Below are 23,489 nucleotides of genomic sequence, written 5' to 3'. Positions count from 1 at the left end.
GGGTGCCAACATGGACAAGATTCCGCTGACCGCTGCCGGTTTCAAAAAACTGGACAATGAGCTCAAGCACCTGAAGTCGGTTGAACGCCCGGCCATCATTCGCGCCATTTCCGAGGCGCGCGAACACGGTGACCTGTCTGAAAACGCCGAATACCATTCCGCCAAGGAAAAACAGTCGTTCATCGAAGGCCGGGTCAAGGAGATCGAAGGCGTGCTGTCGCTGGCGGACGTGATCAATCCGGCCAAGATGTCAGGCAACGTCAAATTCGGCGCGACCGTGCATCTGGTGGACGAGGACACGGACGAGGAAAAAACCTATCAGATCGTCGGCGAATACGAGGCCGATATCGAAAAAGGTCTGCTGAACATGAAATCGCCGCTGGCCCGCGCCCTGATCGGCAAGGACGAGGGCGACAGCGTCGAAGTCCGCACGCCGGGTGGCGAACGGTCCTACGAAATCCTGAAAATCGAATACAAGTAGCAAACACCATGCCGCAATTTCGTCCAGAGCCAGAGGAATCCGGTGTCGCCGGATCCCTTCTGGCCGGGCTGGGCGTTGCCTGGATCGTCCTTGTTCTGGTGCTATGGGTATTGCAGCCAGCCACCCCCGAGGGTTTCGGTGGGGCCATCACGCTGTTCTACCTGCTGGCGCTGATCCTGCCGCCTGCCATGCTGGTCGTGTGTCATCTGATCATGGACGCGCAGCGCGAAACCAAACGGCGCATCAACCGTCTGGATGATGCATTGGCGGCACTGCGCGTCACACCGCAATCGTCGGCCATGTCCCCCAAAACAGTCGAGGCACGGCTGGAGGAAATCGCCCAGACAGCGCGCAAAACCGAAGCGACGGTCGCGACGTTTACCAGTTCGCGGGATATGGCGCGGTCCAAGCTGGCGATCACCTCGATCAAGACGGTGCCGGACGATCAGCCAACGCTGGCGCTGGGCACCTCGGCCGAGGACATGGCCGTTCCGCTGGAAACCGCCGAGCTGATCCGCGCCCTCAATTTTCCCGAGGACGAGCGCGACACCGCCGGTTTCGGCGCATTGCGCCGCGCGCTTAAGGATCGGTCGGCTGGCAAGCTGATCAAGGCCAGCCAGGACGTGCTGACACTGCTCAGTCAGGATGGCATCTACATGGATGACCTGAAACCGGACCGCGCAAAACCCGATCTGTGGCGCAGGTTCGCGCAGGGTGAACGGGGCCGGGCGGTCGCGGCGCTGGGTGGCATTCGGGACCGGTCCAGCCTTGCGCTGACGGCAGGACGGATGCGCGAGGACGTGATTTTCCGCGACGCTGCACATCATTTTCTGCGGTTGTTCGACCGTATGCTGGCGCAGGTCGAACCGGATGCCAGTGATGCCGAGATGATCGCGCTGGCCGATACGCGGTCGGCGCGGGCGTTCATGATCGTGGCGCGTGTCAGCGGCGTGTTCGACTGATGATCGCGATTTTCATCCAGACACTGCCATTCTTTGCCATCATCGGGTTGGGCTATGCCTCCGGGCGGTCAGGTTTTTTCAGTGCCGAAGCGACAGCCTATCTGACGAAATTCGTGTTCTATTTCGCGCTGTCGGCGATGCTGTTCCGGTTTTCCGCGAACCTGTCGCTGGCGGATGTTTGGGACTGGTCATTCGTCGCGGCCTATCTGTGCGGCACGATGTTGATCTACGTGCTTGCCACCATCGTCGCCATGATCCGCCGATTGCCCGTGGCAGAGGCGGCCGTCGAGGCGCAGGTCGCCGTGATCGGCAACGTGGGTTTTCTGGGCATCCCGATGCTGACCTTGCTGCTGGGACCTGCCGCGATCGGACCGAACATGATGGTACTGGCGGTCGATCTGATCGTGTTCGGCAGTCTGATCGTGATTCTGATCACCGGCAGCCGCGACGGGCGCATCCAGCTGGGTGTTTTGAAAACCGTGGCGCTGGGCCTGCTGGCCAATCCGATGATCGTGTCCATTGCGCTGGGGCTGACCGTGTCAGCGCTTGCGTGGGACCTGCCAAAGCCCGTCAATGAATTTGTGACCCTGCTGGGTGGTGCAGCAACGCCCGGCGCACTCTTTGCCATCGGTGCCTCACTGGCGAGCAAGTCCGCCGAGAAATTGTCGGTCGCGTCATGGCTTACGTTTTGCAAACTGGTGCTGCATCCGGCTGCGGTGGCCGTCTTTGCGCTGCTGATCTTTACGGTGGATGCCTATGAGGCCAGCGTGATGATCGCGCTGGCGGCGCTGCCTGTGGCCGGCAACGTCTATATGCTGGCGCAGCATTACCGGGTCGCGCCCCAGCGCGTGTCAGCGGCAATCCTGGTGTCGACGACGCTGTCGATCATCACCGTATCCGTGGTCATCGCGCTGGTGACGTGACACCGGGCCGGGGGCGCGTTAGCACTGGTGCAAACCAAGGAGACGACGATGGATACCATTTCGGAAAACAAGTGTTTCGGCGGGACGCAGGGCGTCTATTCTCATGCGTCGGCGGCCACGGGTGGCACCATGACATTCGGCCTGTTCCTGCCGGAAGAGGCCGCGAACGGCCCTGTGCCGGTCCTGATCTATCTGTCGGGTCTGACCTGCACCCACGAAAACGCGATGACCAAATCCGGCGCACAGGCCTTTGCTGCCGAACAGGGCATTGCGCTGGTTTTTCCCGATACCTCGCCGCGCGGCGATGGGGTGGCCGATACCGACGGATTCGACATGGGGTTGGCCGCCAGTTTCTATGTCGATGCGACGCAGGACCCGTGGAAACCGCATTACCAGATGGAAACCTACATCACGCGCGACCTGATGCAGGCGCTTGCTGATTTCCCGCTGGACATGGACCGCGTGTCGATCACGGGTCATTCGATGGGTGGTCATGGTGCCCTGACACTGGCGCTGAAACACCCCGACATGTTCCGCAGCGTCTCGGCCTTTTCGCCGATCTGCCATCCCACTGCGTCAGACTGGGGCCAGCGTCAGTTCGAAGGCTATCTGGGGTCCGACAAAAGCGTTTGGGCAGATCACGATGCAACATTGCTGATGCGGTCCAACGGCTACGACAAGCCGGTCCTGGTGGACCAGGGCACCGCAGATCAGTTCTATGACAAGCTGAACACAGGCGATTTTGCGGCGGCCTGTGCCGATGCCCGTGCAGACGCGCAAATCCGCCTGCAAAGCGGGTATGACCACAGCTACTTTTTCATCGCGTCATTTATCGCCGATCACGTCGATTTTCACGCGCAGGCTCTCTACGCATGAGCATCTATGTCGACGCCGATGCCTGCCCGGTCAAGGCAGAGGTCGAACGCGTCGGCACGCGGCACAAGGTGCAGATGTTCGTTGTCAGCAACGGCGGTATTCGCCCGTCGCAAAACCCGCTGGTGCAGACCATCGTGGTGCCGGACGGGCCGGACGTGGCTGACATGTGGATCGCGGACAGGGCCGGGCCGGGCGATGTCGTCATCACGGGTGACATTCCGTTGGCAGCCCGCTGCGTGGAAAACGGTGCGCAGGTGCTCAAACACAATGGCGAACCGCTGACCCAGGCCAATATCGGAAACGTGCTGGCGACGCGCGATCTGATGGCTGACATGCGCGCCGCCGATCCGTTTCGTCAGGGCGGTGGTCGTGCATTTTCCAAGGCCGACCGGTCCCGTTTTCTGGACGCGCTCGAACGCAGCCTGCGCAAGGCCGCCCAATCCTGAAAGGACTCCCCCATGCCTGTAGAGGCCGTCATCTTTGACATTGGAAACGTGCTGATCGAATGGCAGCCGGAACGGTTCTATGACGCGCAGATCGGCGAGGAACGCCGCCGCGCGATGTTCGCCGCCCTCGACCTGCACGGCATGAATGATGGTGTGGACCGTGGCGACAACTTTCTGGAGGCCGTCACGGCCTTTGCCGCGGCCAATCCCGCCTGGCATGCCGAAATCATGATGTGGCACGATAACTGGGCGCAGATGGCCAGCCCTGAAATCCCCCATTCGATCCGGTTGCTGCACGCCCTGCGCGCGGCAGGGGTTCCGGTGTTCGCCCTGTCAAATTTCGGCATTCAGACCTTTGCGATTGCCGAAAAGGTGTATCCATTCCTGAATGATTTCGACCGTCGTTACATTTCCGGCCACATGGGCGTCATCAAACCTGATGCCGAGATCTACCGCCGGGTCGAGGTGGATTGCGGTGTCGATCCGGCGGTCCTGCTGTTCACCGATGACCGCGCCGACAATATCGCCGCCGCGGCCGAACGGGGCTGGCAGACGCATCTGTTCGATGGTCCTCAGGCCTTTGCAGATCGTCTGGTGTCCGAAGGGCTGCTGACCGCAGAGGAGGCACAATGACCAAAATGATTGGACCAGAGGCCGAGGCAAAGCTCGACTGGATCGGGCTGACGGATGCGCTGGCCGCGGGCCACGACCTGCCGCCGGCAGAAATCAAGGATGTGTTCCTGTACCAGGGTAACCGGACGCTGCTGAACCGGTCCGCGTGGATCGCAGGGTTGGGTGTGCTGGTCAAGGCGGCAACGGTGTTTCCAGATAACCCTGCGCAGGGGCGTCCGATGGTCGGCGGTGCAGTGAACCTGATGTCGGATGCGGATGGCAGTCTGTCAGCCGTGCTGGATTTCGGGCTGGTCACGAAATGGAAAACAGCCGGGGACAGCCTGCTGGCCGCGAGACGACTGGCCCGCCCGGACAGCCGCAATATCCTGATCATCGGCGCAGGGACCGTGGGTGCGTCGCTGGTGCAGGCCTATGGTGCCGCCTTTGCGCATGCGTCGTTCACGATCTGGAACCGGTCCGCTGACGGGGCCGCGCGGTTTGCCCGCGATCACGGGGCGCAGGTGGCTGATGATCTGGAAACCGCCGTGCGGGCCGCCGATATCATCTGCTGTGCCACGATGACGACCGAACCGGTTCTGTGCGGTGCATGGCTGCAGCCCGGCCAGCATGTCGATCTGATAGGGGCCTATCGCCCCGACATGCGCGAGGCCGATGACGCGGCCCTGCGGCGTGCGCGGATATTTGTCGATAATCGCAGCACGACGATGGACCACATCGGCGAGTTGCGCGATCCACTGACGCGGGGTGTGATCGGGCCGGATGATGTTCTGGCGGATTACTATGACCTTGACCGGTTTGAGCGGAAACCAGAGGATATCACCTTGTTCAAGAACGGCGGTGGCGCGCATCTTGATCTGATGACGGCACATTACATTCTGGGTCAGGTCGGCGTGGCATGATCTGGCTGATCGTCCTTGCGGTTCTGCTGTTGCTGGCGTGCTGGCCATTCCTCAGCGAGGCGCGCAAGCCGCCTTTGACTGCGGATATTCGCGGGACCGGCACATGGGCTGCGTTGTCACAGGGGCGCACGTGGTATCGCTGGACCGGTCCTTCGCGTGGTCCTGTGGTCGTGGCAATCCATGGACTGACGACACCCAGCCCCGTGTTTGATGATCTGGCGGGTCACCTGGCGCAGTCAGGTTATCGCGTGCTTTGCTATGATCTGTACGGTCGGGGGTTGTCTGACGCTGTTGCAGGGACGCAGGATGGTGCCTTTTTCCTGAGACAGCTGGATGATCTGCTGCGCGATCAGGATGTGACAGGCCCCGTGACGCTGGTTGGCTATTCCATGGGTGGCACGATCGCGACGCTCTTTGCGGCGAGAAACGCGGCGCGTGTCGAGAGGATCGTCCTGCTGGCATCGGCGGGTATGGGGCTGAACCTGACGCCATTCTGGCGGTTTGCGCGTGATACGCCTGTGATCGGGGACTGGCTGGCGCGTGGGTTTGGTGCGGGCGATCTGCGTCAGGTCGCGGCGACGGGTACGGCGATCGGTCGGGTGCAACACGATCAACTGATGCGCAGGGGATATCTGCCCGCTGTTCTGTCCAGCCTGCGGGGCGCGTTGTCAGCCCAGATGCAGGATGCCCATCGTGCCGTCGCCGCTGCCGAGATCCCGGTTCTGGCCATCTGGGGCGGCATGGATTCGACGATCCCGACCGCCGCGATGGGACAACTGGCACAATGGAACCGAAAGGTCGTGCACGAGGTCGTGCCTGACGCAACCCACGCGCTGCCCTGGCAACACGCTGATGTCGTTGCGGAATTGATGCGGGACTGGATGGATGGTCAGGCTGTTGCGTCCAGTGAAACGGCTGCTGGCACCAAAAGCGGTGATCCGACACAGGTATAGTTCCGTCCATTGCGTTTCGCGTGATAGAGCGCGTGATCCGCGCTGGCACTATGATGGTCGAAACTCGCCTGAAGCGGGGTCCATGAGACACCGATCGACACGGTCAGATCGAGGGTCAGATCGTCAACTCGCAAGGCCGTACCGCTGATGGCCATTCTGCATCTGTTGGCAATGATTTCCGCTGTGCCTGCGGCCGTATCCGGCAGCAGGACGGAAAATTCATCACCCCCAATGCGGCTGAACAGATCGCCCTCGCGCAGGCAATCGCGGGTCCTTTGGACAAATTGAACCAGGACGGCATCGCCGACCGGGTGGCCATAGGTGTCGTTGATGATTTTGAACCGGTCGATATCCATCAGCAGCAAGGCACGCCCGCGCGGGGCCTGTGGCCGGCTGTTCAGGCCGTCGACGAACTCCCGAATGGCGGCACGGTTCAGAACACCTGTCAGCCCGTCCGTCTGACAGGCCGTTTGCAGGGTCTGCACCCGGATGATCTGTAGCCGTTCACGGGTCAGCAACAGGCCCAGGGCCAGTGTCCCGACAAACTGAACCACAAAGGAAAATGGCGCGATATTGGCCATGTAGATTTGTCGCGCCGCCTGTGGCAGCAGCAGACCAATCAGCGCATGCATTGCGACCACGGTTGCCAGCAACAGGGTCGCTGCGACGTTCGGGACGCCCCTGGATCGGATGAATTTCGACCACTTCAGGCCGCATGCCGCGACCGAACACATCGCGGTCAAGCCGACAGTCATGCCGTCCCCGCCAATCGCGAAACGGGTCAAACCCGCAATGACAAGCGCGATGATGCCACCCTGCACATCGAAATAGGCAAAGGCCAGTGCAACGAACACGAGCCTGGAATCAATGAGGAAACCATCCGAAATTTCGACCGGAGACGACATCGATGTGACCGCCGCGAGCCCCAGCACCAACCCCATGATCGGACGGACAGCGACACCGTCCAGTTTGCGGCGGGCGATCAGCCCGTAAACATAGGCCATCGAGAGCGCGATCCCGACCGGCTGAAACAGCGTCATGAAAATCCGGATAAGTTCGGTCATGGGTCCCCTCGTGAGCCTGAGCGGACAATCGCTGCGAAAACTGTAGAAATATTTAATCGAACCCGACCGGTTTCGACGGGCCACAAGACCTGTTTGTCAATTCATCGGACGCGGCGTATTTCATGCAGCATGAGTGTTTCAGATGCCTATGATGCAGCGGTCCGGGACGGCACGCTGAATGACGATCCGGCCCAGCGTGCAGTACTGCCCGAATTGGATCGGATTGCGGCGGCGCTTGCCGTGCCAGCCAAGCGGGGCCTGTTCCGCCGTGCGCCAGATCCCGTTCCGGGGCTGTATATGTGGGGTGGCGTCGGGCGCGGCAAATCCATGTTGATGGATTTGGCCTATGCGCAGATTGATGCGCCAAAGTTGCGCCGCCACTTCCATGCCTTCATGCAGTGGGTTCACGGTGAAATCGCGCAGGCCCGCAGGCAGGGGGTCGATGATGCGATCAAACCCGTGGTTGCCACGCTGGTGGATCAGACGCGGCTGCTGTGTTTTGACGAAATGCAGATCACCGATATTACGGACGCGATGATCGTGGGTCGGCTGTTCGAGGGGTTGTTTGCCGCTGGCGTGACGATCATCACCACATCGAACAGGCCGCCTGACGACCTGTACAAGGATGGTTTGAATCGCCAGTTGTTCGTGCCGTTCATCGACCTGCTCAAGACGCGGCTGGTGGTTCACGAACTGGCCGCCGAAACGGATTATCGACAGGGTCGGCTGGCGGGCACCCCTACCTATTTCACGCCTGCGGACGCAGCGGCCCGCAGCGCAATCGCAAAGGTCTGGGAGGACCTGACCCAAGGTGCGGACAACCCGCTGACCCTGCACGTCAAGGGACGCGAGGTCGTCTTGCCCGGGTATCATAATGGTGTCGCGCGGGCGTCGTTTTTTGATCTGTGTGGGCGGCCGTTGGGCGCTGCGGATTACCTTGCGCTGGCCGATGCCGTGCGGGTGCTCATCCTCGAGGACATTCCGTCATTGGGGCGTGACAATTTCAACGAGGCCAAACGTTTCGTGACCCTGATCGACGCCCTGTACGAGGGGCGCGTGCGCCTGATCTGTTCAGCAGCTGCCGCGCCGGAATTTCTGTATCGCGAAGGCGAGGGCAGTTTCGAATTCGAACGCACGGCCAGCCGGTTGCGCGAAATGCAAAGTGATGGATGGGGTGAAAACCCAGCGGCCTGACACGAAAAAGCAGGCCATAAGCCTGCCCCTCGCCCTGCCAAGATCGCCGGGCCTGCGTGACATTCACTGCCATTCTGCCCCGTTGACACTTTTGTGAATCATGACTGATTCGCAGTCAATCTATTTTTCAGTATTGTTTGTCTTGCTGAGTGGCATGGCGGTTTGGCAACGGGGTGATACAGCCGCGCGGGTGGCCCGCAGGGGCGTTGCGGGGTCGATCGAACTGTCCGCGACATAGACTCCGTTCAGGCAGATATCCTGCGCGTAATTCCCTGAATTGAAACCAAAACCTGGATTTCCGCAGTTTTCGACGTTGCCGTCGGCATTCCAGCCTTGCGAATTTGTCCCCGAAAAACTGCCGCCCGTCAGAAATGTCAGCGACAATGGATCAAACCGCAGGTGCCACGTCGCAGAGGGCGCGCGCGTTGCCATGTCCCATGTGCCCAGCAGTTGGCCGCGGTGATAGCCTGCGATCTTGAACCCGGTCACATCGCGTTCCGTGACGATGGTGCGGGCCATCGCGGTTTCCGCAATCGTCATGCGTCCGGTCATCGTATAGCCGTTCGCACCGGTCCAGCAGAAATTCAGGGTCTCGGCGGTGGCGGGTCCCGCCAACAGCGCTAGGACAAACAGACTAACCCGCATCATTCAAACGCATCACATGCCCTGCAAGGTAGAGCGACCCGCAAATCAGGATACGGACCGGATCGCCGCCTGCGAAACTGGCCAAGGCATCCTGCACGCTGTCAGCGCTGCGTGCCATCATCCCGACTGATGCTGCGATGCGGGCTGTTTCATCGGCTGGAATTGTATTCGCCTCGTCGGGAATGGACACGGCTGTCAGGCTGTCCGCAACCGAGGCCAGCGGGGACAGATAGCCTGCGATGTCCTTGGTGTTCAGCATGCCGCAGACCAGATGCGTGGGTTTGCGGGGCAAGGCGGCCAGCGTCTGTGCGATCATCCGACCGGCGGCGGGGTTATGGCCTCCGTCCAGCCACAGTTCTGCAGGGGCTGCCAAATCGACAAGCGGCCCTGTCGTCAGCCGTTCCATCCGGGCGGGCCAATAGGCGCGGGTGACAGCGGCCTCGCAGGCGGCATCGGTCGCCCCAAGGTGACGCAGTCCCGCGATCGCGGCCCCAGCATTGGTGATCTGATGCGGTCCGGGCAGGTTCGGCAGCGGCAGGTCCAGCAGCCCGGTTTCGTCCTGATAGACCAGCCGGTCGCGTTCCACGCCAACATGCCAGTGTTGCCCGTAGGCCAGCAACGGCGCACCCAGCCGGGCGGCACGTTCCTCGATCACCTCCAGCGCCTGAGGATGTTGCGGGCCGACAACGCAGGGGACGCCGCGTTTCAGGATACCTGCCTTTTCGCCGGCGATCTGCGCGATGGTGTCGCCAAGAAACGATTGGTGATCCAGATCGACCGGCGTGATGACGCACAGGCGCGGTGTCATCACGTTGGTTGCGTCCAGCCGCCCGCCCAATCCGACCTCCAGCAGGGTCCAGTCGGCAGGAGTTTCGGCAAAGGCCAGCAGTGCTGCAACGGTCGTGATCTCGAAATACGTGATCGGTTCGGGGCCGTTGGCCGTATAGGCGCGGTCCAACACACGGGTCAGCGCGTCTTCGGAAATCAGATCGCCCGCCAGTCGGATGCGTTCGTGAAACCGCGCCAGATGCGGCGACGTATAGGCATGGACCGCAGCACCATCGCGTTCCAGACCGGCCCGCATCATGGCCTGCGTGCTGCCCTTGCCGTTGGTGCCCGCGATGTGGATCACAGGGGGCAACCTGTCGTGTGGATTGTCCAGCGCCGCCAGTAGTCGCCAGACACGATCCAGCGTCAGGTCGATCACCTTAGGGTGCAGCGTCATCATCCGTTGCAGGATCAGGTCAGATGTCATGGCCGCATCCTAAGGGGGATTGTTGCCGCGGGGCCGGCTGGCGGCCGGCCGTCCGCGCTATTTGGACTGTTCGGTTTCGGCCAGGTCTGTGGGAGCGGCCGGCGGTTCGACCTCGGCTTCGCTTGTGATCTGTGGTGCCGGCAGGTCACCTGCAACGGGCGGTTCCATTTTCATCAGCATCCGCAGGATCGTGACCAGTTCTTCCTTCAGCTCGGTGCGGGGCGTCACACGGTCCAGCATGCCGTGGTCCAGCAGGTATTCGGCGCGCTGGAACCCCTCTGGCAGCTGTTCCCCGATTGTCTGTTCAATGACCCGCGCCCCGGCAAAACCGATCAGCGCGTTGGGTTCAGCGATCTGGACGTCACCCAGCATGGCATAGGACGCCGTGACGCCGCCGGTCGTCGGGTGCGTCAGCACGACGATATAGGGCAGGCCTGCCTCCTTGAGCATCTGCACCGCGATTGTCGTGCGCGGCATCTGCATCAGGCCCAGGATGCCCTCTTGCATCCGGGCACCGCCAGCAGCGGAGAACAGGATGAACGGGCGACCCAGCTCGATGGCGCGTTCGGCACCCGCGATGATGGCGTTGCCGACGTACATCGACATGGACCCACCCATGAAACTGAAGTCCTGCACAGCCACGACCACAGGCGTGCGGCCCATGTCGCCTTCGGCCACCAGCATGGCGTCCTTTTCACCGGTCTTGCGGCGGGCATCGCGCAGACGGTCGGTATATTTCTTTTGATCGCGGAAATTCAGCGGGTCGGTGACGGGTTCCGGCACCGCGACCTCGGTGTAGATGCCACCGTCGAACAAGGACAGCAGGCGGTCGCGCGCACCGATCGGCATGTGGTTGCCGCAGTTTCCGCAGACATTCAGGTTGTCGGCCAGTTCGCGGTGAAACAGCATCGTGCCGCAGTCATCACATTTCGTCCACAGATTGTCCGGGGTTTCGCGCCGCGAAAACAGGGCGTTGACCTTGGGGCGGACGTAATTGGTGATCCAGTTCATGGGATGCGGCCTCTTTTGATTGCCTTGGAAATAGCGACCGTGCGTCATGAATGCAATCTACACCCGCAGCGCGACCCGCGCGGCCAGCCACATGACCAGTACGCCCATGATCGACACCACGATGTCGAATAACGTGAACGGCGTCAGTAGTGCGATCAGCCCAAAGTCATCGGGAGGCAAATCACCCGCATAAGGGTAAAGCAACAGCGCAAGCCCGCTGGACGGCGTCTGTGCCTCGGCGATGATGACGGTGGCAAAGATATTGTTGGCCACATGCAGCCCCACGGCTGCGCCCAAGGTGCCGGTGCGCGCGGTCAGATCGGCGCAGGCCAGTCCCAGCAATGTGGCCCAGCCGGCCCACAGCACGCCCGCGGCCACGGTGTCACCATTATACAGATGCCCGAAACCGAAATAGACCGAAGGCAGCACCATCCAGACCCAGCGGCTGGAGGACAGCGCCCCAAGTTGCTGTTGCAGATATCCGCGATACAGCAGTTCTTCGGTGGCGCACTGAAGCGTGATTGCAACGATGCCGGGCAACAACCACACCAACCAGAGCGCGGGATTGCGCAGCCCCAGGTCCTCGGACAGGTCGAACCACAGCAACGCAGGTTCCTGCACCAGCAACACAAGCGATACCGCGAGCGTTGCCACGACGGTGTGCCGCACCGCCAGCTTGCGCGGGCCGATCATGCTGGCAAGGCCGCGTTGATGCAGCAGGCGCACGGCAAGGATCAAGGTGGCGGCGGGCAGGATGAATAGTCCGAAATCCAGCACCGTCGCCGCAGGTGTCGACAGGTCGGCATCGGGACCCAGCAGGCTGAAATAGATGTGCGGCATGATCGCAAAGGCGATCTCGAAGATGATGAGGACGGCGATGATGCGCAGCAGGCTGCCTGCGGGACGGGCAGGGGCCGTGAATGCCGCCATCGCAAGGTAGGGTCGGTGCCAGATCATGCGCCACGTTATGCTGCGTCTGCACGGTCCTGCAACCGCAGTTGCGACTTGTCAGGAAGGGGTCCGCAAATTAGACCCGTGCCGAGCCCCTGAGGAGAATGCAATGACCGCCAATCGCCCCGACAAATCCAAGCTGCCCAGCCGTCACGTGACCGAAGGCCCCGCACGTGCGCCGCACCGGTCCTATTACTATGCGATGGATCTGACCGAACAGGACATCGCCCAGCCCTTTGTCGGCGTTGCGACCTGCTGGAACGAGGCGGCCCCCTGCAACATCGCGTTGAACTGGCAGGCACAGTCGGTCAAGCGCGGCGTCAAGGAAGCGGCGGGCACACCGCGCGAATTCACCACCATCACCGTCACGGACGGCATCGCGATGGGCCACGAAGGCATGCGGTCCTCGCTCGCCTCACGCGAAGCCATCGCCGACACGGTGGAACTGACGATGCGCGGTCACGGCTATGACGCGCTGGTAGGTCTGGCGGGCTGCGACAAATCGCTGCCGGGCATGATGATGGCGATGATCCGTCTGAACGTGCCGTCCGTGTTCATGTATGGCGGGTCGATCCTGCCGGGCAAGGCACCCGCCGGTGCGGACCTGCCGGGCGATTTCGGCGAACGCGATCTGACGGTGCAGGACATGTTCGAGGCGGTGGGCCGGTACCAGTCCGGCGAAATGACCGAAGAACAGCTGGCGATCCTGGAACGCGTGGCCTGTCCGTCCGCCGGTGCCTGTGGCGGCCAGTTCACGGCCAACACGATGGCCTGCGTGTCCGAGGCGATCGGTCTGGCGCTCCTGAATTCCTCTGGCATGCCTGCCCCCTACAAGGACCGCGCGCAATACGGCGAGGCATCGGGCCGCGCCGTGATGCACCTGATCAACGAAAACATCCGGGCCCGTGATGTCGTCACCCGCAAGAGCCTGGAAAACGCGGCGCGCGTCGTGGCCTGCACTGGCGGTTCCACCAACGCCGGTCTGCACCTGCCCGCGATGGCGCATGAGGCCGGGATCGATTTCGACCTGTGGGACGTCTGCGACATCTTCAAGGACACGCCGTATTTCGTCGACATGAAACCGGGCGGTCAGGCCGTGGCCAAGGATCTATTTGACGCAGGCGGGATTCCCGTCGTGATGAAGGAGTTGCGCAAGGCCGGCCTGATCCACGAGGATTGCATCACATCCTCGGGCAAGACCATCGGCGAAGAGCTGGACATGATCAAAGGTGAGCCGGACGGCAAAGTGATCCACTTTATCGACAACCCGATCACCAAGACCGGCGGCGTTGTCGGCCTGCGCGGCAACGTGGCCCCCGATGGTGCCATCGTCAAGGTTGCAGGCATGTCCGATGCAGAGCAGGTCTTTAGCGGTCCGGCCCGCGTGTTCGAAAACGAAGAAGAAGCATTCGCCGCCGTCAAGGCGCGCGAATACAAGGAAGGCGAGGTCCTTGTTATCCGCAACGAAGGTCCCGCAGGCGGTCCGGGGATGCGTGAAATGCTGGCGACCACCGCCGCCCTGTCCGGTCAGGGCATGGGCAAGAAGGTGGCGCTGATCACCGATGGGCGTTTTTCGGGCGCGACCCGTGGCTTCTGCGTTGGTCACGTCGGGCCAGAGGCGGCCCACGGCGGTCCGATTGCGCTGCTGCAGAATGGCGACGTGATCACCATCAACGCGCTGACCGGTGAGCTGTCGGTCGACATCAGCGATGCGGACATGGATGCACGCCGCGCGGCCTGGGCTGGCCCGCGGCCCACGAACTATGCCTCTGGTGCGATCTGGAAATTCGCGCAGCTGGTGGGTGGTGCCCGCAAAGGTGCTGTGACCCATCCCGGTGCCAAGGCGGAAACGCACGTCTACATGGACCTGTAACGCGATGTTGCGCGGATCGATCCTGGCGGTGGCACTGGCCGCACTCGCGGCTTGCGCCCTGCCGGGGACAGTGACCGGGCCAGACGCGACGACCTTGCGTCTGACCGGGGGCATCGTCGTTGCGGCGCCGCAGGGCTACTGCATTGATCCGCAAGTGACGCGCCCGCAGCGCGGGTTCGCATTTCTCGCGGCGTGTGCCGCGATCAATGCGGCATCGGACAAGCCCGTGCCGGACCGGATGGCGCTGATCACCGTTCAGGTGGGCGACGCGAACAGCGCGCTTGTCGCGGGGTCCGAACCCGCCTTTCGCGCCTTTCTGGAAACACAGCAGGGGGCAACCTTGCTGGGGGTGTCCGACATCGGCGGGCCGGTCGACGTGCTGAGCACGGGTGCCGCGACCAATGCCGTGACCGTCTACACGCGCGACACGGCCCCCCCCGATATCGTCGGTAGCCAACCCGAAAGCTGGCGTTTGTTCACCGACCTGCGCGGGCGTGTCGTGACCATCACGGTGCGCGGCCTGACCCAGGCTCCGTTGACGCAAGTTCAGTCGCGAGAAGTGCTGGACCAGATGTTGCAGCAGTTGCGGGCGGCCAATAGCGTGCAACAATCGACGACGTGATGACTTGGCATTGTTTCCATTTTGGAAATAGTCGTGCAGATCGTCCCATGGCCGGACATGCGCAGTTCGGCCCAGCAGACTAAAGGAGCGTTGGGTGGGATTCGGCAAACAGGCAATCGGACGGCTCTTGCATCGGTGGAGCCTGCGACGCTGGACCCGGCTGGCCCGCGCGGCTGAAACGGCCGACCTGGACAAGCTGCATCAGCAGCGCCTGATGGCGAGCCAGTTGATGACGCGCCTGTCCGAACTGAATTTCGTTGCCAACAGTCGACTGGCCTTGCCGCGTGTCGGCACAAACGCGTTTGTCAGACCCGGTGGCACCCTATGGTCGTGGCGACCGCGCGCCTGGCGCGGTCCGTTGCCGGAAATGGGAATTGCCGCGGTGGGCAACCGTGCGAGCCTGGGCGACCATCTGACGGTGTTTCATGACTGCGACATCAGTGAACTGACGCTTCGCCAGATCCGCAATACGCGCACAAGTGACATGGCGCCCTATGGCCTGCGACTGGATGTTTTCAGGTTTGACGGCAGTTTCCTCAGTCTCGTGCTGGACCTGCCCGCAGAGGCGATCGACGGGCTATTGAAACGGCACATCATCCGGTTGACCCTGAATGTGGAATTGGAACAGCCGCTGGAAATCTTTGCGCGGTTGAATGTCCGCCACGGTCCGAACACCGAACAGATGGTGCAAGAGATCAGGAACGCGGATGGCGAAATGGTTGTCGAATTCGATCTGGCCTATAGTGACATCAATGAACGGCGGATCGAGGCAGCCTGGCTGGACCTGATTTTCGAAGGGGCCGAGATGAACCAGATCACACTGCGCGATGTCACCTTGTGTCGTTATCCGCGCGCCGAACTGTAAGGAGTGACCGTCATGTCGGAACTGAAACTGATCAAGCTGCGGATGATCGCCGGTCTGTGGCAGGGCGAATTGACGGGTGTCACGGGTGACGCGCCGCCCGCCCTGATCGTGTCGCAGGGGGCAGAGGCGTTGCCCGCACCGACGCTGAACCGGCTGGAGGACGGCAAATGGCTGGTCGAGGTTCCGGTGCCGGCCGATCGGTTGGGCGATGGCGTGCAGACCTTTGTGATCAGCACGCGCGATACCGGTGACACACTGGCGAGTTTCGCATTCATGGGGGGCGAGGCGCTCTCGAACGACATTCGCGCGGAATTGGACCTGTTGCGCGATGAATTGGACATGCTCAAACGCGCGTTTCGGCGGCACTGCGTGGAAACCGCAGGGAACTGATGTACTGACGCGGCGTTGGGGGTGACGCAGAACATCGGGCAGGTAATGTAGCTCCAAACCGGAGGAACCCGCCAATGACGACTTATCCCAACCTTTTGTCGCCTCTCGACCTGGGCCATACGACGCTGAAAAATCGCGTGTTGATGGGGTCCATGCACACCGGGCTGGAAGAAACCCGTGACTGGAACCGCGTCGCCGAATTTTACGCGGCGCGTGCGCGTGGCGGCGTCGGCCTGATGGTGACCGGCGGGATGGCCCCGAACAAGGAAGGCGGCGTGTTTCCGGGGGCGGCCGGCCTGTTCAGTGATGCCGACATCGCCAATCACCGCATCGTCACCGACCGGGTCCACGATGCGGGTGGCAAGATCGCGATGCAGATCCTGCACGCGGGTCGCTATGCCTATTCCAAGGATTGCGTGGCTCCTTCGGCCATCAAATCACCGATCTCGCCTTTTGTACCTACGGAACTGGATGAGGCCGGCATCGAAAAGCAGATCGGCGACATGGTGACGGCCGCCAGCCGCGCCAGACAGGCCGGTTACGACGGCGTCGAGGTGATGGGATCAGAGGGTTATTTCCTCAACCAGTTCCTGGTGAAACACACCAACCACCGCACCGACCGCTGGGGCGGGTCGTATGAGAACCGGATGCGCCTGCCGGTCGAGGTCGTGCGCCGCGTGCGCGAGGCAGTGGGCCCGGATTTCATCGTGATCTACCGGTTGTCGATGATTGATCTGGTCCCCGACGGGTCCACCTACGCCGAGGTCGTGCAACTGGCGCAGGCCATCGAGGCAGCGGGGGCGTCGATCATCAACACCGGTATCGGCTGGCACGAAGCGCGGATTCCCACGATTGCGACGTCGGTCCCGCGCCGGGCCTTTGCCTGGGTGACGAAAAAACTGATGGGGCAGGTGCGGATTCCGCTGATCACCTCGAACCGGATCAACACGCCACAGGTCGCCGAAGATGTGCTGGCCGAAGGCTGCGCCGACATGGTCAGCATGGCGCGCCCGTTTCTGGCCGATCCCGATTTCGTGGCCAAGGCACAGGCAGGGCAGGCCGAACTGATCGCACCCTGCATCGCCTGCAATCAGGCTTGCCTGGATCACACCTTTGGCGGGAAACTGTCGTCCTGTCTGGTGAACCCGCGGGCCTGCCATGAAACCGAACTGGTGGTCACTCCGGCGGCGCAGACGAAATCCATCGCCGTGGTCGGCGCTGGTCCTGCGGGCCTGTCGGCGGCGTTGACGGCGGCGGAACGCGGCCACGCTGTCACGATCTTTGATGATGCGCATGAAATCGGTGGCCAGCTCAACATGGCCAAACAGGTGCCGGGCAAAGAAGAATTCTGGGGCCTCGTCGATTGGTATCGCGCCGCGGTCGCGGCTGCGGGCATCACCCTGAAACTGGGTGCGCGGGTCGGTGCCGACGATCTCACCGGCTATGATGCGGTGATCGTTGCGACGGGTGTGGCCCCCCGCGATCCGCAGATTCCCGGCCAGGATGGTCCGAACGTGCTGTCCTATATCGACGTACTGCGCGGCAAGGCCGAGGTCGGCCAGCGCGTCGCGATCATCGGCGCGGGCGGGATCGGGTTCGACGTGGCCGAAACGCTGGTCACGGATCAGAGCCCGACAACCGATCTGCCCGACTGGATGAAGGAATGGGGCGTCACCGATCCCGGCGATCATCGCGGTGGTCTGGCACCTGCCGGACCGCAGCCCCATGCGCCCGCGCGGCAGGTCACATTGTTGCAGCGCAAGGCGCAAAAGCTGGGCAAGGGGCTGGGCAAGACGACAGGCTGGATTCACCGGGCCGGGCTTCAGATGAAACAGGTGCAGATGGTCGGTGGCGTGAATTACGAACGCATCGACGCCGAAGGATTGCACGTCAGCGAAGGTGCTGCCCGCGAAAACCCGCGCGTGATACCCGCCGATACCATCGTGCTTTGTGCCGGTCAGGTGCCCGAAAACGCGCTGGCCGCTGATCTGGCCGCGCGCGGCGTGACACATCACGTGATCGGCGGGGCGGATGTCGCGGCCGAACTGGATGCCAAACGGGCCATCGATCAGGGCACCCGGCTGGCTGCAACGCTGTGATGCGGGCAGTCGCCAGCGTCGTATGCGCGCTGTTGGCGGGTTGTGCGCCGCCGCAGACGGGGCCTGTCACGATCACGGCGGTGGGCGATTCAGTGCTGTCGTGGAACCGGCTTTCGGGGCAGGACATTCCACGTGTTGCGGCTGCCGCGCTGGACCGTGGGGTCGCGAACCGGTCGGTTCCGGGGGCGCGTTTTCTGACCGCGATCCCGGCCCAGTATCGCGCAGGCGATTGGGATTGGGTCATCGTGAACGGTGGTGCCAACGACCTGTCGCGCGACTGCGGCTGTGATGGCTGCGATTTCACGTTGGATGCGTTGATTTCCGCAGACGGGCAGACCGGGGCCATGCCACGCTTTGTGCGGGATATCGCAGATCGGGGGCCGCGCGTCTTGGTGCTGGGGTATTACGGCACCTCCGTCGCCGGTGGTCCGCTGGCTGATTGCGCAGACGAGCTGACCGAACTGTCGACCCGACTGGCGACCTTGGCCGCGCGCGATCCGCGCATTGTTTTCGTCGATGCCAAGGATGCGATCGACCCGGCAAATCTGGATCTGTATGCGCGTGATCTGGTGCATCCATCCGCGCAGGGCAGTGCGCTGATCGGTGCGGAAATTGCCCGCGCCATTACCATGTCGGACCCGCGTGCGGGGCGTTTCCAATTAGAGGCCAGTCGCTGATAAATCGCGGTATTGTCAGGCGCGTGACCCAATCCCGCCCGAATTGGCGGGCATGAACAGCCTAACAGTAAACAGTGTTAGGACCGGACATGGATCGCCTTACAGAGATGGAAGCCTTTGCCACGGTCGTGGATCAGGGCGGCTTTACCGACGCCGCCAAGAAGATGGGAATCTCTAAATCCGCCGTGTCAAAGCACGTCTCGTCACTCGAGGCGCGTTTGGGGGCCCGGCTCTTGAATCGCACGACCCGCAGGGTCAGTCCGACGGAAATCGGCCTGGCCTATTATGACCGCGCCCGCCGGGTGTTGAATGACGCAGGCGAGGCGGACGCGTTGGTCACATCCATGCAATCCGCCCCATCGGGCCTGCTGCGGATTTCGGTCGCCACTGATTTCGGGGTGAACCACCTGTCACCGGTATTGGGTGAATTCCTGTCCGAATTCAGCGATATCACCGTGAACATGGTGTTGAACAACCGCTACGTCGAACTGATTTCCGAAGGGTTCGACATGGCGATCCGCATCGGTGAACTGGAGGACAGCACCCTGCGCGCGCGCAAGCTGACGGAAACCAGCCGCCGGATGATCGCCTCGCCAGCCTATTTCGAACAATACGGTCGGCCCGAAAAGATCGACGATCTGAACGAACACAAGTTGCTGCATTATTCCAATGCCGCCAATTCCGCAGTCTGGAAACTGACAGCGCCATCGGGGGAAAAGCGGCAGGTCCGGACGGCGGGCTGGCTGACCGTGAACGACGGGCAGTCGCTGCTGAACGCCTGCGTCGGCGGTCTGGGCATCGCTTATCTGCCCAGCTTTCTCTATGCCGATGCCATGCGCAAAGGTCTGGTCGAAGAGGCGATCCCCGATCTGCCGGTCGAAACCCAAGGCATCTATGCGGTCTATCCGCCCGGTCGTTTCACACAGCCAAAGGTGCGTGCATTCATTGATTTTCTTGTGAATGCCTTTGCGGAAAAAGGCCCTGAATCCTGGTAATCAACGGGTTCCGGTGACCACGGCCTCGACACGGCGGTTCGCACGGCGACCGTCGTCTGTCAGGTTGCTGGCCACCGGTGACAGGTAGCCCATGCCAGCCGGTGTCAGTTGGGCGCGCGGCACGCCATAATCGGCGACCAGCCGTTCCACGACAGCGGCGGCACGGCTGCGCGAAATCGCGATATTGCCTTCCAGCGCGCCTTCGGCGTCGGTATGGCCGACGATACTGATCGCCAGATTCGGGTTGTCTGCCATAAAGTCGGCCAGCGCCCGCAGTGCAGTGGCGTCACCGCCTGCAAGGGCGGTCGCCCCCGTCGCGAATGTGACGCCGTCTAGAACAGCCCGTCCCTGCACCATCAGTTTTTCACCAAGATCGCCATTCACGGCGGTGGCGCGCAGTGTCGGTGCCTCGGTCGTGATGGTCGGCAAGTCATCCGATGTGGGTGCAATCCGGGTGATCTGGACAAATCCCGCCTGCGGCGTGTGACTGACCAGCAGGCTGACGGCACTCTCGCCGTTCACAGCGGACAAGTGGCGAAAGGCCCCCAGATCGACCTGCATCTGGGGCGGCGGCGTCACGGGGATCGCAAATCGGAAATCGAAGCCCCCGCAATCCGCATCGGCGCATTCATGGATCACGTCGAAACCCGCGTTGATCAATTGATCGCGCAGGCTGCGCAAGATCGGCAAGGTATCGAGTCCCGGTGCGTCGATCCGCCAGACCTCGATCTGCTGTGCCCCCTCGACAGGGCGGCTGGGCAGGACACCATCCACCCAAGGCCCCGTCGGCAGCAGATAGCGTACGTCGGTATCTTGTGCATCGTATGTCAGAGAGGCGTTGCCGGGCAGCGCCAGATCCTGCGCGGCCAGCGGGCCTGCGATCAGCCCAAGACAGAGCGTGAGCGTCTTCATCTGGCCTGCGCGTGATATTCGGGGTTGGGCACCATTTCGGTGGCCGACGCGACGCGGTTGGACATGTTGAAAAACGCGGCCACGCTGGCGATGTCCCAGATGGCACGGTCGCTGAACCCTGCGTCGCGCAAGGCCTGCCGGTCGGTTTCCTCGATCCGGGACGGCGTCTCGGTCAGCTTTTCGGCGAACCGCAGCATGGCTGTCTGGCGGGTGTCCAGATCAGCGGCACGCCAGTTCATGACCATCATTTCGCCCAAGGCCGGGTTGCCGGACAACTGCCGCACGGCGGCACCATGGGCCGTCAGACAATAGTAACACTTGTTCACGGAACTGACGACGACCGCGATCATTTCGCGTTCCAGCTTGGTCAGGTCGGACTGCGCCAGCATCAGATCGTTGTACAGGGCGGTAAAGGCGTTCAGTTTTTCGATGTCAAAGGCATAGGCCCGCAGGACATTGGGCACCATTCCCAGTTTGTCCTGGCAGATGTCGAAATAGGCCTGCGTGGCATCGGGCAGCGGGTCTATCATCGGCAGGTCTAGGGCGGTCGGCGGGTTGGTCATGATCTGTCCTTTGGCTGTGCCCGGTAATGATAGCGCCCGACCTCTGTCATCCCCAACCCCTGATACAGCGCATTCGCGCCTGCGTTCGCAACCGTGGTGAGCAGCGCAAAGGTTGGCGCGCCATGCGCCTGCCCCCAGATTGCGGCGGCACGGGTCAGGGTCGCGGCCAACCCCTTGCGTCGGTGGGACTTGCTGACCTCCAGCGCGTGCAACATGGCCACACCGTCATGGATCGCCACGAACAAGGTGGCAGCCGGGCGGTCGTCGATGCGGCCAAGAATCGTCGTTTTCGGCCCCATCACCCGGTCCATCACCGCAAGGCGCGCAGGACCGACACCGCCTTGGGCCCAGATATCGCATTGCACCGCCAGCGGTGGCCAGACGGTAAAGGCGCAGACAGGGGGCGGTTTCGGGGTCGCAAGGTCGGCGGCAGGGCAGGCGTAGATGATTGTTTCATCGCGCATGGCATAGCCTGCGTCCGCCAGCGTGGCGTCGGCGCTGTCGTCACCGGGCCGGATGCTGAAAACGACCTCTTGGTCCAGATCGCGCATCGCGGTTTCGGCCAGTGGCAGGTCCTCGCTGGTGACAGGTCGGATGGCTGTCGCAGCACTCACGCGGTTGCCACCGCCGTTGCCCTGACGGATATTCCAAGGACCAACCTGCTGCGTCCGGGCGGCGGGCCAGGTCGCATCTATCACCGCGCCCCAATCAATCATACGGGAAACAGCGCCTGCAATTGCGCCATGGCCGCATCGACCTGTGATGCATCGCGACCGCGCACCACCAGATTGGTGCCATAGACGCCGTCTTTCTGGAACGGATAGCTGCCCAGTGACAATTCCGGGAAATCCTGTGCGACCTGTGCCAGCGGGGCCGCGACATCGCCTTCGCCGCGCATGACGCGCCAGCTTTGTGACAATAGGGGCGCACCATGGGCCAGTTTGGACACGACGCTGGCGACCATCGCCTCGAACACCGCCGGCACGCCTGCCATCACGTTGACGTTGCCCAGGGTGAACCCCGGTGCCGTGCTGACGGGGTTGTCGATCAGGGTGGCACCGTCGGGAACACGGGCCATGCGCAGGCGCGCATCGTTCAGCGTGGTCCCGGCACGATCATAATGCGCCTGTAGCAATGCGCGGGCATCGTCGCGCACGTCGATCGGCACATCAAATGCTGCGGCCACCGCATCGGCGGTGATGTCGTCGTGAGTCGGCCCGATCCCGCCGGACGTAAAGACGTGATCGTAGGCCGCAGACAGCGCCTGCACCGCCGCGACGATGGCGGGCTGGTCGTCACTCACGACACGGGCCTCGCACAGGTCGATCCCGGCGTCTGTCAGCACCTTGGCCAGATGGTTCATGTTGCTGTCGCGGGTGCGGCCCGACAGGATTTCATCACCGATGACAAGCATCGCAGCTGTGGGATTGGTCATTCTAAACTCCGTTTTGTCCCGGTATAACTGCCGACATGAACTTTGCCAGACCGTTGATCCCCGCCACGCTGATCCGCCGCTACAAACGTTTTCTGGCGGATGTCACGCTGGATGACGGAACCGAGGTGACGGCGCATGTCGCAAACCCCGGCAAGATGACGGGGCTGGCCGAACCGGGCATGCAGGTCTGGCTGGAAACCAATGACGACCCCAAGCGCAAGCTGAAGTACGCATGGCGGCTGGTCAATGATGCTGGTGCGCTGGTCTGCGTGGATACGGCGCAGGCCAATCGCGTGGTGGGCGAAGGGTTGCGCGCGAGCCGCGTGCCGGGGCTGACAGGCTACACCGACATCAGGTCTGAGGTGAAATATGCGACCAATTCACGTGTTGATTTCCTGCTGACGGGGGATGGCCCGGACCTGTGGCTGGAGGTCAAGAGCGCCACGATCTGCCGGACGCCCGGCCTCGCCGAATTTCCGGACACGGCCACGACGCGCGGTGCGCGGCACATGGCGGATCTGGCGGACCAGGTCGCGGCGGGTGACCGAGCTGCGGTCTTTTTTCTGGTCAATCGCACCGACTGCGACGCTTTTGACGTGGCCCGCGATATCGACCCGATCTATGGCGCGGCGTTTGATGCGGCGGTTGCCGCAGGGGTCGAGGTCATTGTCATGGATGCGACAATGGACCGCGACGGGATCGCGCTGGGCCGCGTGCTGCCGCTGGGCCGGGGTGGCATGCAGGGATAAAACGTCCTATGTGGCA

At 62.5% G+C, this 23,489-nt stretch carries 26 protein-coding genes; 17 read left to right on the top strand and 9 right to left on the bottom strand.

The genetic code is table 11. The annotated features are described in order from the left end of the window. The first annotated feature begins 10 nt into the window (after nucleotides 1-10). Genes greA through LGQ03_RS06295 form a run of 8 tightly spaced genes read left to right on the top strand, consistent with a single transcriptional unit; the run spans nucleotide 11 to nucleotide 6,173 of the window. Entirely contained in the window at nucleotides 11-481 is a 471-nt protein-coding gene (greA, locus tag LGQ03_RS06330; RefSeq protein ID WP_056036460.1) for a transcription elongation factor GreA, read from the top strand. A gap of 8 nt (nucleotides 482-489) precedes the next feature. Beyond that, entirely contained in the window at nucleotides 490-1,443 is a 954-nt protein-coding gene (locus LGQ03_RS06325) for a hypothetical protein (RefSeq protein ID WP_226747715.1), read from the top strand. Further along, nucleotides 1,443-2,366 (top strand): AEC family transporter, encoded by a 924-nt coding sequence (locus tag LGQ03_RS06320; RefSeq protein ID WP_090160811.1) that lies wholly within the window; start codon nucleotides 1,443-1,445, stop codon nucleotides 2,364-2,366. The genes LGQ03_RS06325 and LGQ03_RS06320 overlap by 1 nt, the downstream gene beginning before the upstream one ends. A gap of 48 nt (nucleotides 2,367-2,414) precedes the next feature. After that, a complete protein-coding gene (fghA, locus tag LGQ03_RS06315; protein WP_226747714.1) occupies nucleotides 2,415-3,242 on the top strand; it encodes an S-formylglutathione hydrolase in 828 nt (275 codons plus the stop codon). Continuing rightward, nucleotides 3,239-3,688 (top strand): YaiI/YqxD family protein, encoded by a 450-nt coding sequence (locus LGQ03_RS06310; RefSeq protein WP_056036470.1) that lies wholly within the window; start codon nucleotides 3,239-3,241, stop codon nucleotides 3,686-3,688. The genes fghA and LGQ03_RS06310 overlap by 4 nt, the downstream gene beginning before the upstream one ends. A 12-nt stretch (nucleotides 3,689-3,700) precedes the next feature. Then, nucleotides 3,701-4,321: an HAD family hydrolase gene (locus LGQ03_RS06305; RefSeq protein ID WP_226747713.1), complete on the top strand. Its 621-nt coding sequence runs from the start codon at nucleotides 3,701-3,703 to the stop codon at nucleotides 4,319-4,321. Further along, complete coding sequence (locus tag LGQ03_RS06300; protein ID WP_226747712.1) at nucleotides 4,318-5,220, top strand: ornithine cyclodeaminase family protein; 903 nt, start codon at nucleotides 4,318-4,320, stop codon at nucleotides 5,218-5,220. The genes LGQ03_RS06305 and LGQ03_RS06300 overlap by 4 nt, the downstream gene beginning before the upstream one ends. Continuing rightward, nucleotides 5,217-6,173 (top strand): alpha/beta fold hydrolase, encoded by a 957-nt coding sequence (locus LGQ03_RS06295; protein ID WP_226747711.1) that lies wholly within the window; start codon nucleotides 5,217-5,219, stop codon nucleotides 6,171-6,173. Before LGQ03_RS06300 ends, LGQ03_RS06295 begins: the two co-directional genes overlap by 4 nt. On the opposite strand, the gene LGQ03_RS06290 is transcribed toward LGQ03_RS06295, so the two are convergent. Continuing rightward, the gene (locus LGQ03_RS06290; RefSeq protein WP_226747710.1) at nucleotides 6,110-7,237 is read right to left on the bottom strand and encodes a GGDEF domain-containing protein; all 1,128 of its coding nucleotides are present in this window, start codon (nucleotides 7,235-7,237) and stop codon (nucleotides 6,110-6,112) included. The two genes, LGQ03_RS06295 and LGQ03_RS06290, sit on opposite strands and share 64 nt — an antisense overlap. A gap of 129 nt (nucleotides 7,238-7,366) precedes the next feature. Between LGQ03_RS06290 and zapE the strand changes: the two genes are divergently transcribed. After that, a complete protein-coding gene (zapE, locus tag LGQ03_RS06285; protein WP_226747709.1) occupies nucleotides 7,367-8,431 on the top strand; it encodes a cell division protein ZapE in 1,065 nt (354 codons plus the stop codon). 120 nt (nucleotides 8,432-8,551) lie between these two features. Here the strand turns inward: zapE and LGQ03_RS06280 are convergent, their stop codons facing one another. Genes LGQ03_RS06280 through LGQ03_RS06265 form a run of 4 tightly spaced genes read right to left on the bottom strand, consistent with a single transcriptional unit; the run spans nucleotide 8,552 to nucleotide 12,299 of the window. Then, a complete protein-coding gene (locus LGQ03_RS06280; RefSeq protein WP_226747708.1) occupies nucleotides 8,552-9,079 on the bottom strand; it encodes a hypothetical protein in 528 nt (175 codons plus the stop codon). Then, complete coding sequence (locus LGQ03_RS06275) at nucleotides 9,066-10,331, bottom strand: bifunctional folylpolyglutamate synthase/dihydrofolate synthase (RefSeq protein ID WP_226747707.1); 1,266 nt, start codon at nucleotides 10,329-10,331, stop codon at nucleotides 9,066-9,068. The genes LGQ03_RS06280 and LGQ03_RS06275 overlap by 14 nt, the downstream gene beginning before the upstream one ends. Before the next feature lie 57 nt (nucleotides 10,332-10,388). Continuing rightward, nucleotides 10,389-11,342, bottom strand: a complete 954-nt coding sequence (gene accD / locus LGQ03_RS06270) for an acetyl-CoA carboxylase, carboxyltransferase subunit beta (protein ID WP_226747706.1) — start codon at nucleotides 11,340-11,342, stop codon at nucleotides 10,389-10,391. A 57-nt stretch (nucleotides 11,343-11,399) separates the two neighbouring features. After that, complete coding sequence (locus LGQ03_RS06265) at nucleotides 11,400-12,299, bottom strand: CPBP family intramembrane glutamic endopeptidase (RefSeq protein WP_226747705.1); 900 nt, start codon at nucleotides 12,297-12,299, stop codon at nucleotides 11,400-11,402. 103 nt (nucleotides 12,300-12,402) lie between these two features. Here LGQ03_RS06265 and ilvD point away from each other — a divergent pair, with 103 nt between their 5' ends. From ilvD to LGQ03_RS06230, 7 genes are all read left to right on the top strand, one after another. Next, the gene (gene ilvD / locus LGQ03_RS06260) at nucleotides 12,403-14,166 is read left to right on the top strand and encodes a dihydroxy-acid dehydratase (RefSeq protein WP_226747704.1); all 1,764 of its coding nucleotides are present in this window, start codon (nucleotides 12,403-12,405) and stop codon (nucleotides 14,164-14,166) included. Nucleotides 14,167-14,170: 4 nt separating this feature from the next. Then, nucleotides 14,171-14,788, top strand: coding sequence for a dihydroxy-acid dehydratase (locus LGQ03_RS06255; protein ID WP_226747703.1), 618 nt, complete (start codon nucleotides 14,171-14,173; stop codon nucleotides 14,786-14,788). 94 nt (nucleotides 14,789-14,882) lie between these two features. Further along, on the top strand, nucleotides 14,883-15,653 hold the full coding sequence (locus LGQ03_RS06250; protein ID WP_090160837.1) for a DUF6478 family protein: 771 nt from the start codon (nucleotides 14,883-14,885) through the stop codon (nucleotides 15,651-15,653). Nucleotides 15,654-15,665: 12 nt separating this feature from the next. Beyond that, nucleotides 15,666-16,043, top strand: a complete 378-nt coding sequence (locus tag LGQ03_RS06245; protein ID WP_090160839.1) for a hypothetical protein — start codon at nucleotides 15,666-15,668, stop codon at nucleotides 16,041-16,043. Nucleotides 16,044-16,117: 74 nt separating this feature from the next. Further along, nucleotides 16,118-18,142, top strand: coding sequence for an NADPH-dependent 2,4-dienoyl-CoA reductase (locus LGQ03_RS06240; protein WP_226747702.1), 2,025 nt, complete (start codon nucleotides 16,118-16,120; stop codon nucleotides 18,140-18,142). Further along, a complete protein-coding gene (locus tag LGQ03_RS06235) occupies nucleotides 18,142-18,819 on the top strand; it encodes an SGNH/GDSL hydrolase family protein (RefSeq protein ID WP_226747701.1) in 678 nt (225 codons plus the stop codon). Before LGQ03_RS06240 ends, LGQ03_RS06235 begins: the two co-directional genes overlap by 1 nt. Before the next feature lie 89 nt (nucleotides 18,820-18,908). Further along, complete coding sequence (locus tag LGQ03_RS06230) at nucleotides 18,909-19,814, top strand: LysR family transcriptional regulator (RefSeq protein WP_056036501.1); 906 nt, start codon at nucleotides 18,909-18,911, stop codon at nucleotides 19,812-19,814. On the opposite strand, the gene LGQ03_RS06225 is transcribed toward LGQ03_RS06230, so the two are convergent. The 4 genes from LGQ03_RS06225 to LGQ03_RS06210 are packed head-to-tail and all read right to left on the bottom strand — an operon-like array spanning nucleotide 19,815 to nucleotide 22,724. Continuing rightward, nucleotides 19,815-20,726 carry an OmpA family protein gene (locus tag LGQ03_RS06225; protein ID WP_226747700.1) on the bottom strand — a complete coding sequence of 304 codons (912 nt, stop codon included), beginning with the start codon at nucleotides 20,724-20,726 and terminating at the stop codon, nucleotides 19,815-19,817. Then, nucleotides 20,723-21,289, bottom strand: coding sequence for a peroxidase-related enzyme (locus LGQ03_RS06220; RefSeq protein WP_226747699.1), 567 nt, complete (start codon nucleotides 21,287-21,289; stop codon nucleotides 20,723-20,725). The genes LGQ03_RS06225 and LGQ03_RS06220 overlap by 4 nt, the downstream gene beginning before the upstream one ends. Then, complete coding sequence (locus tag LGQ03_RS06215; protein ID WP_226747698.1) at nucleotides 21,286-21,987, bottom strand: GNAT family N-acetyltransferase; 702 nt, start codon at nucleotides 21,985-21,987, stop codon at nucleotides 21,286-21,288. Before LGQ03_RS06215 ends, LGQ03_RS06220 begins: the two co-directional genes overlap by 4 nt. 14 nt (nucleotides 21,988-22,001) lie before the next feature. Continuing rightward, entirely contained in the window at nucleotides 22,002-22,724 is a 723-nt protein-coding gene (locus LGQ03_RS06210; RefSeq protein WP_226747697.1) for a competence/damage-inducible protein A, read from the bottom strand. Nucleotides 22,725-22,759: 35 nt separating this feature from the next. Here LGQ03_RS06210 and sfsA point away from each other — a divergent pair, with 35 nt between their 5' ends. After that, nucleotides 22,760-23,473 carry a DNA/RNA nuclease SfsA gene (sfsA, locus tag LGQ03_RS06205; protein WP_226747696.1) on the top strand — a complete coding sequence of 238 codons (714 nt, stop codon included), beginning with the start codon at nucleotides 22,760-22,762 and terminating at the stop codon, nucleotides 23,471-23,473. Nucleotides 23,474-23,489: the final 16 nt, after the last annotated feature.

The organism is Loktanella gaetbuli (assembly GCF_020531945.1).
Taxonomy (GTDB): Bacteria; Pseudomonadota; Alphaproteobacteria; order Rhodobacterales; family Rhodobacteraceae; genus Loktanella; species Loktanella gaetbuli.
This window is presented reverse-complemented; position numbering and strand designations above follow the sequence as displayed.

Coding starts and splice junctions, on each gene's coding strand:
- greA (WP_056036460.1), top strand. CDS start 11: ATGGACAAGATTCCGCTGACCGCTGCCGGTTTCAAAAAACTGGACAAT.
- LGQ03_RS06325 (WP_226747715.1), top strand. CDS start 490: ATGCCGCAATTTCGTCCAGAGCCAGAGGAATCCGGTGTCGCCGGATCC.
- LGQ03_RS06320 (WP_090160811.1), top strand. CDS start 1,443: ATGATCGCGATTTTCATCCAGACACTGCCATTCTTTGCCATCATCGGG.
- fghA (WP_226747714.1), top strand. CDS start 2,415: ATGGATACCATTTCGGAAAACAAGTGTTTCGGCGGGACGCAGGGCGTC.
- LGQ03_RS06310 (WP_056036470.1), top strand. CDS start 3,239: ATGAGCATCTATGTCGACGCCGATGCCTGCCCGGTCAAGGCAGAGGTC.
- LGQ03_RS06305 (WP_226747713.1), top strand. CDS start 3,701: ATGCCTGTAGAGGCCGTCATCTTTGACATTGGAAACGTGCTGATCGAA.
- LGQ03_RS06300 (WP_226747712.1), top strand. CDS start 4,318: ATGACCAAAATGATTGGACCAGAGGCCGAGGCAAAGCTCGACTGGATC.
- LGQ03_RS06295 (WP_226747711.1), top strand. CDS start 5,217: ATGATCTGGCTGATCGTCCTTGCGGTTCTGCTGTTGCTGGCGTGCTGG.
- LGQ03_RS06290 (WP_226747710.1), bottom strand. CDS start 7,237: ATGACCGAACTTATCCGGATTTTCATGACGCTGTTTCAGCCGGTCGGG.
- zapE (WP_226747709.1), top strand. CDS start 7,367: ATGAGTGTTTCAGATGCCTATGATGCAGCGGTCCGGGACGGCACGCTG.
- LGQ03_RS06280 (WP_226747708.1), bottom strand. CDS start 9,079: ATGATGCGGGTTAGTCTGTTTGTCCTAGCGCTGTTGGCGGGACCCGCC.
- LGQ03_RS06275 (WP_226747707.1), bottom strand. CDS start 10,331: ATGACATCTGACCTGATCCTGCAACGGATGATGACGCTGCACCCTAAG.
- accD (WP_226747706.1), bottom strand. CDS start 11,342: ATGAACTGGATCACCAATTACGTCCGCCCCAAGGTCAACGCCCTGTTT.
- LGQ03_RS06265 (WP_226747705.1), bottom strand. CDS start 12,299: ATGATCTGGCACCGACCCTACCTTGCGATGGCGGCATTCACGGCCCCT.
- ilvD (WP_226747704.1), top strand. CDS start 12,403: ATGACCGCCAATCGCCCCGACAAATCCAAGCTGCCCAGCCGTCACGTG.
- LGQ03_RS06255 (WP_226747703.1), top strand. CDS start 14,171: ATGTTGCGCGGATCGATCCTGGCGGTGGCACTGGCCGCACTCGCGGCT.
- LGQ03_RS06245 (WP_090160839.1), top strand. CDS start 15,666: ATGTCGGAACTGAAACTGATCAAGCTGCGGATGATCGCCGGTCTGTGG.
- LGQ03_RS06240 (WP_226747702.1), top strand. CDS start 16,118: ATGACGACTTATCCCAACCTTTTGTCGCCTCTCGACCTGGGCCATACG.
- LGQ03_RS06235 (WP_226747701.1), top strand. CDS start 18,142: ATGCGGGCAGTCGCCAGCGTCGTATGCGCGCTGTTGGCGGGTTGTGCG.
- LGQ03_RS06230 (WP_056036501.1), top strand. CDS start 18,909: ATGGATCGCCTTACAGAGATGGAAGCCTTTGCCACGGTCGTGGATCAG.
- LGQ03_RS06225 (WP_226747700.1), bottom strand. CDS start 20,726: ATGAAGACGCTCACGCTCTGTCTTGGGCTGATCGCAGGCCCGCTGGCC.
- LGQ03_RS06220 (WP_226747699.1), bottom strand. CDS start 21,289: ATGACCAACCCGCCGACCGCCCTAGACCTGCCGATGATAGACCCGCTG.
- LGQ03_RS06210 (WP_226747697.1), bottom strand. CDS start 22,724: ATGACCAATCCCACAGCTGCGATGCTTGTCATCGGTGATGAAATCCTG.
- sfsA (WP_226747696.1), top strand. CDS start 22,760: ATGAACTTTGCCAGACCGTTGATCCCCGCCACGCTGATCCGCCGCTAC.